General features: G+C 67.3%; 5 protein-coding genes. 1 reads left to right on the plus strand and 4 read right to left on the minus strand.

Going from position 1 to position 6051, the window contains the following annotated elements:
• Positions 1–151 precede the first annotated feature (151 nt).
• From AC1DS3_RS33665 to AC1DS3_RS33680, 4 genes are all read right to left on the minus strand, one after another.
• The gene (locus AC1DS3_RS33665; protein ID WP_477128868.1) at positions 152–1387 is read right to left on the minus strand and encodes a multifunctional CCA addition/repair protein; all 1236 of its coding nucleotides are present in this window, start codon (positions 1385–1387) and stop codon (positions 152–154) included.
• Positions 1388–1395: 8 nt separating this feature from the next.
• Positions 1396–2085 (minus strand): glutathione S-transferase family protein, encoded by a 690-nt coding sequence (locus tag AC1DS3_RS33670; RefSeq protein ID WP_441641129.1) that lies wholly within the window; start codon positions 2083–2085, stop codon positions 1396–1398.
• A 202-nt stretch (positions 2086–2287) separates the two neighbouring features.
• Entirely contained in the window at positions 2288–3313 is a 1026-nt protein-coding gene (locus AC1DS3_RS33675) for a complex I NDUFA9 subunit family protein (RefSeq protein ID WP_441641128.1), read from the minus strand.
• A gap of 105 nt (positions 3314–3418) precedes the next feature.
• The gene (locus tag AC1DS3_RS33680; RefSeq protein ID WP_477128869.1) at positions 3419–5371 is read right to left on the minus strand and encodes a lytic transglycosylase domain-containing protein; all 1953 of its coding nucleotides are present in this window, start codon (positions 5369–5371) and stop codon (positions 3419–3421) included.
• A 96-nt stretch (positions 5372–5467) separates the two neighbouring features.
• On the opposite strand from AC1DS3_RS33680, the gene AC1DS3_RS33685 reads away from it, so the two are divergent.
• Positions 5468–6051, plus strand: a 584-nt coding sequence (locus AC1DS3_RS33685; RefSeq protein WP_477128870.1) for a 5-formyltetrahydrofolate cyclo-ligase, incomplete at its 3' end; no start/stop codon positions are given.

The following is a 6051-nucleotide window of genomic DNA, read 5'->3' on the forward strand; positions in this document are numbered from 1 at the left end:
CTTCTTTGCCTACTTTCTTGGCGAGACAAGAAAGTAGGTCGCCGCCCCGCAGGGGAGGTGAAACTGCAGTTGAAGTTGAAGTTGAAGTTAAGCAGTTGCAGCTGAATTTGCAGTTGCAGTTGCAGTTGCAGTTGCAGTTGCAGTTAAACCCCTACCCTCCCAAATTAGCCGCCACCGCCGCCACCCGCGCAGCATGCACCCGATCCTTGATCACCCCGGGATCCCCTGCACATTCCCGCGCCACGGCCCCGGCGTCCACCGAAGCCGCCGCTTCCAGCGCCATCATCAACCGCGCCGTCTGCGGATACTCCCGCGCCTCAAACCCAAGCCGCCCCCGCGCATCCGCCTCGCATGCCTGCAGCGCTTCAGCAAACCGCGCCGGCTTGCGCAACGCATCGCACCGCTCCAGCAATCGCGTCAGCGCAGCGGCGCCAAACTCCTCGGCGCGATGGATATTGCCATGCTCGCGCGCCACCACCACGGCCAGGTCGCGGCAGTCAGTCGGCACGCGCAACCGCTTGCAAACCGCTTCAAGCAATGCCACGCTGCGCTGCTCGTGCCCGATATGGCGCGGCAGCACATCCTCGGGCGTGGTGCCCTTGCCCAGGTCGTGCATCAGCGCGGCAAAGCGCACCGGCAGCGAGGTGCGYATCGCGGCGGCGGTATCGACGACCATCATCACGTGCACGCCGGTATCCACCTCCGGGTGGTAGTCGGCCCGCTGCGGCACACCCCATAGCCGGTCCAGCTCGGGCAGCAGCCGCGCCAGCGCCCCGCATTCGCGCAGCACCTCGAACATGCGCGAGGGCCGTGCCTCCATCAGGCCGCGCGCGAGTTCCTGCCAGACGCGTTCGGCCACCAGCGCGTCGACCTCGCCGGCTTCCACCATCCGGCGCATCAGCACCAGCGTCTCGGGGGCTACCGTGAAATCATTGAAACGCGCGGCGAAGCGCGCCACGCGCAGGATCCGCACCGGGTCTTCGGCGAAGGCGTCCGACACATGGCGAAACTGCCGTGCGGCGAGATCACGCTGGCCGCCGTAGGGGTCGATSACGGGGCCAGTGAGCGCGCCGTCGTCGCCCACCGCCTGCGCCATGGCGTTGATGGTGAGGTCGCGCCGCACCAGGTCGTCTTCCAGCGTCACGTCCGGCGCGCAATAGAACGAAAAGCCCTTGTAGCCCGCTGCGGTCTTGCGCTCGGTGCGGGCCAGCGCGTATTCCTCCCGGGTCCTGGGATGGAGGAATACGGGGAAATCCTTGCCTACCGGCTTATAGCCCTGGGCTTCCATCTCGGCCGGGGTTGCGCCCACCACCACGTAGTCGCGGTCCTGGCTCGACAAGCCCAGCAGGGCGTCGCGAATGGCGCCGCCTACGGCATACACCTGCATGGACGAGCTCAATGGTTGATCACGACCGCGTCGGCGCGATCGGGGGTGAGGCGGTAGGGCTCGTCGGAGGCGAGGAAATCGCGCTCTTCACGGGCATCGGCGATCCACGCCTGCATGGCCGGCAGCGCCAGGATAAAGTCCGCATATTGCTTGGCGGCCTCCGGCAGGTGGATGCCATAAGTGGCAAAGCGGCTGACCACCGGCGCGAAAAATGCGTCGGCAATGGTGAACGCGCCAAACAGGAACGGGCCTGCGGCCGCATGGCGTGCGCGCAGGTCCGACCAGATCGCGGCAACACGGTCCACGTCGCGCTGCACCGCTACGTTCCAGCCCATGCCGGGCAGCACCGCGGTGACGTTCATCGGCAGCTGGCTGCGCAGGTTGCCGAAGCCCGAATGCATCTCCGCGCAGATCGAGCGCGCATGCGCACGCTCGGCACGGTCAGCCGGCCAGAGCTGCTTCTCGGGAAAGGACTCGGCCAGGTATTCGGCAATCGACAGCGAGTCCCACACCGAGACATCGCCATCGACCAGCACCGGTACCTTGCCGGTGGGCGAGTGCTTCGCAATCACTTGCTCAAACCCGGCCACGAACAAGCGCACCTTGACCTCTTCGAACGCAATGCCAGCCTGGCGCATCAGCAGCCAGGGGCGCAGCGACCAGGAAGAGTAATTCTTGTTGCCGATGACGAGCTTCATCGCAAAATCCTTGCAGGAAAACGTGGGGGAGCGCGCTCGGGGCCGGGGCAAGCCCGCAGCGCGAAGCGTGCGCACGCAAGCGCACGCCGGCGAACGAACCATTGTAGCCAGCCGCGCCAAGCGCCTCCAAGCGAATTACGCTCGCAGCGATGTGAATCCTGGTCACATGCGAAGGGCAAAGCCGGGCCGGGCTGCCTGCCGCTCAACGATACCCGCTGCGCCGCAGTCCCAGCATCTGGCTTTCGTGCCCGCGGCCCGCCAGCACATCGGTCATCACCACCTCCAGCCCCACCGGCTGGCCCAGCCCAAGCTCGGGCGCGATCGGCCCCCGCATGACATTGTCGAGCCGCATGGAGTCCAGGTTGTCGCGCGACATCACCGGCGCGCCCGGCATGTGTTCGAGGATGGCTGCCTGCACGCGGGCCAGGGCGTCGGGCAGGTGCAGGACCGGGCGCGGGTGGCCGCTGGCGCGGCCCGCAAAACGCACCAGCTCCTCCAGCGTATAGACCTGCGGCCCCGCCAGGTCGTAGGCGCGGCCGATGGTGTCCCGCGTCGCCATGGCGTTGACCATGGCCTGCGCCACGTCCTGCACGTACACCGGCTGGAACCTGGCTTGCGCGCAGGCGAGCGGCACTACGGGCGCCAGTTGCTGCATATGGGCGAACAGATTGAGGAAATGATCGTCGGGGCCGAATATCACGGACGGACGGAAGATGGTCCAGTCCAGAGCGCTCTCGCGCACCACGCGCTCGCCGTCGCCCTTGCTGCGCAGGTACATCGACGGGCCGGCGCTGTCGGCGCCCAGCGCGCTCATGTGCAACAGCCTGCGCACGCCAGTGCTGCGGCAAGACTCGACAATGCGCCGCACGAGGTCCACGTGGGCGGCGGCAAAGGCCGCGCCGTAGGGCTCGGCGCGTTCGCCATGAAGAATGCCGACCAGGTTCACCACGATGCCGTCGGTGCCCAGCGTGCCAATGGCGGCGTTCAGCGCAACATCGTTCCTCACGTCCAGCTCGATCACCTCGACGCGCGGCAACAGCAGCAGGTGCTGCGCATGCTCGGCGTCGCGGGTAGCGGCCACGATGCGTTCGGGGTCCAGAGACGGCTCCACGACGGTGCCCGGCTCCAGCGGCGTGGCCGACGCGGTGGCAACACCTGCCAGGCGGGCCACCAGGTGGCTGCCGACAAAGCCGGCCCCTCCGATCACTAGAACGTTGCTGGTCTGCATGGATCTCTCCGCGGCAAGGGACGACTGGCGCACGCTCCAGGGCTGGAGCACGCACCGGCTACCGCATTGGCCTGCAGACCGCGCTGCCTTGAAGGCGTTAAAACCTCAGGGCAGGCTGGTGGTGGTGATCTGCGACGGCGACACCACGCCCAGGCGATCCTTGAGCGACTGCGGCCGGCCGCTCATCAATGCAGCATAGTACGTGGCGTTCGACAGCACATTCTTCACGTAGGTCCGGGTCTCCGAGAACGGAATGGTCTCGGCGAAGATCGCGCCCTCGACCTGGCGCGGCAAGCTGGAGCGCCAGTTCTTGGGACGGCCCGGGCCGGCGTTGTAAGCGGCCGAAGCCAGCGTCCAGGAGCTATCCAGGTCAGTCAGCACCATGCTCATATAGTTGGTGCCGAGCTGGATGTTGATATTGGGATCGCTCATCATCGAGGGCGAGAAGTCCGTCATGCCGATCTTGCGCGCAACCCACTTGGCGGTGGCCGGCATCACCTGCATCAGGCCATGGGCGCCGGCGGACGAGCGCGCGTTCATGATGAAGCGTGACTCCTGGCGCACCAGGCCATAGGCCCACGCCATATCCAGGCCCACGTCATCGGTGGCGCGCTGCATGATGTCGCGGTACGGCATCAGGAAGCGCAGCGAGAAATCATGCTCGGCCTGGGTGCGGTCCGCGGTGTTCACGGCGCGGTCCAGCAGTTCGATGCGGCGGGCGTAGTCGGCGGCGGCCAGCAGCTGGCGGTCGGTCATGCCGCGCAGTTCCCAGTTCCATTCGCGATTGCCTTCGAAGCGCAGGTTCAGGTCATACAACTTCTGTKCGCGCAGGAAGCCCGGGCGGGTGCGCATGGCGTTGACCTCGGCATCGCTCACTTGCGTGCGTGCCGGCAGCACGATGCGGTTGCCCAGCTCCTCGCTGGCCAGCTGGCCGTAGAAGTTGAACTGGCCGGCAATCGCCTGGAACTGCTTCTCGGCCTCGGCGCCGCGGTTGTCCGCCTTGAGCGCGCGCCCGTACCAGTAGGTCCAGGCCGGGTCCTTGGCGCGCAGCTCGGGGCGCATCAGCTCCACGGCCTGACGCACCTGCTTCCAGTCACCCTGGCGCAGCGCGGCGCGCACGCGCCACTCCTGCGTTTCGTCGGACAGCCACTGGTTGCCGCCCAGGTCCATCTGGCGGCGGTAGTAGCCGGCCGCCTCGGGGGCGAGCTTCTTGGCGGCGTACTGGCCGACCACGCCCCAGCCGGCGCCCTGCTCGTCGCGCGACAGGCTGCCGGCGTTGGCGCTCAGGTAGGCCGCGGCCTGCGAGGGATCATTGCGCGCCATCTTGACCACGGTGGCGAGCGTGTTGCTGTCGCCGCGCGCGTCCGGCGCGGTGGCGGCGATACGCCCGGCCAGCGTCACATAGTTCTGCTCCAGCGCCTGGCGTGCCTGGAAGGCCACGTCGCTCGACTCGATCTGCCTGCTTTGGGCCAGGTAGCCGATCAGGTCGACACAACCTTCGCCGTAGTAGCGCGGATCGCTCAGTGCTGCGCGCGCATCCGCCGCCACGTTCTGGCCCTTGAGCGCGCGCGACAGCAACGCGTAGCACTCGACCTGCGTATCGTCCTTGAGCACGAACTGCGGGTATTCGGCGTCGAAATTGGCCCAGTCGCGCTTCTTGCCCAGCACCAGCAGCCAGTCATTGCGCATGCGGTCGGCAATGGCCTCGCCCTTGTAGCGCTGCAGGAAGGCGCGCACCTGATCGTCAGGGGCATCGATGCGGGCCAGGCCGCTGGTGTCGAACAGCTGCGGCTTGATGCGGAAGTACTCGACGTAAGACGAGATCGGGTAGTCCACCAGCGTGGCCGAGATGGCGTCGGTGCGTGCCACGTCGTTTTTGCGCGCGGCTTCGCGCAGCGCCACGAAAGCGTCGTCGGGGTTGCTCGGGATGGCGAGCGACTGCGATTGGGGTTGCGGCTGAGGCCGTTTCTGCGCAAATACCGGCGTGGCAAGCACTGCGCACGCGATCGCCGCTAGGGCGGCCTTGGCCGCACGCTGCGGATATACTCCCTTCGGCATTCTTCTTCCTTGTTGTGACGGCCGGACAACACCTTCCGAGGGCGCGCATCCGACCGTGCAATGTTGGGTCAACAACAAACATTATCCCACGCAGCCATGCCAAGCGACGACGTTCGCAGCCCCTCCGGCGCGCCCGGAAAGCCCGACCCTGGCGTGCAGCGAGCAGCGCTGCGGCGCCAGTTGCTGGCGCTGCGCGGCGCATTGCCGCAACGCCCCGCCGCCGACGCCAGCATCGAAGCCGCGCTGGCCGCCCTGCTCGAGCGCCTGCCCGTGCATCGCCTAGGCTTCTACTGGCCGATCCAGCAGGAGTTCGACGCCCGTGGCGTGGTCTCGCGCTGGCTGGCCGGCGCCACCGGGCGGCAAGCAGCCCTGCCGGTGGTAAGCCGGCCGGGCGCGCCGCTGGATTTCCACCAATGGGAGCCGGCTACGCCAATGATTGCCGGGCATTACGGCATTCCCGTGCCCGACGGCACGCCGCCCTTGCTGCCAGACGTCCTGCTGATTCCATGTGTCGGTTTCAGCGGGGATAAGTTCCGCCTGGGCTATGGCGGCGGATTCTACGACCGCACGCTGGCGGCGCTCGCCGCCGGCGGGAACGCGCCGGTGGCGATCGGCATCGGGCATGAGGCCTGCCGCGTGGCGCTGGCGCCGCAGGAGCATGATTTGCCGATGGATTGGGT

It is taken from the genome of Cupriavidus sp. 01L46 (assembly GCF_056399905.1).

Coding starts and splice junctions, on each gene's coding strand:
- AC1DS3_RS33670 (WP_441641129.1), bottom strand. CDS start 2,085: ATGAAGCTCGTCATCGGCAACAAGAATTACTCTTCCTGGTCGCTGCGC.
- AC1DS3_RS33675 (WP_441641128.1), bottom strand. CDS start 3,313: ATGCAGACCAGCAACGTTCTAGTGATCGGAGGGGCCGGCTTTGTCGGC.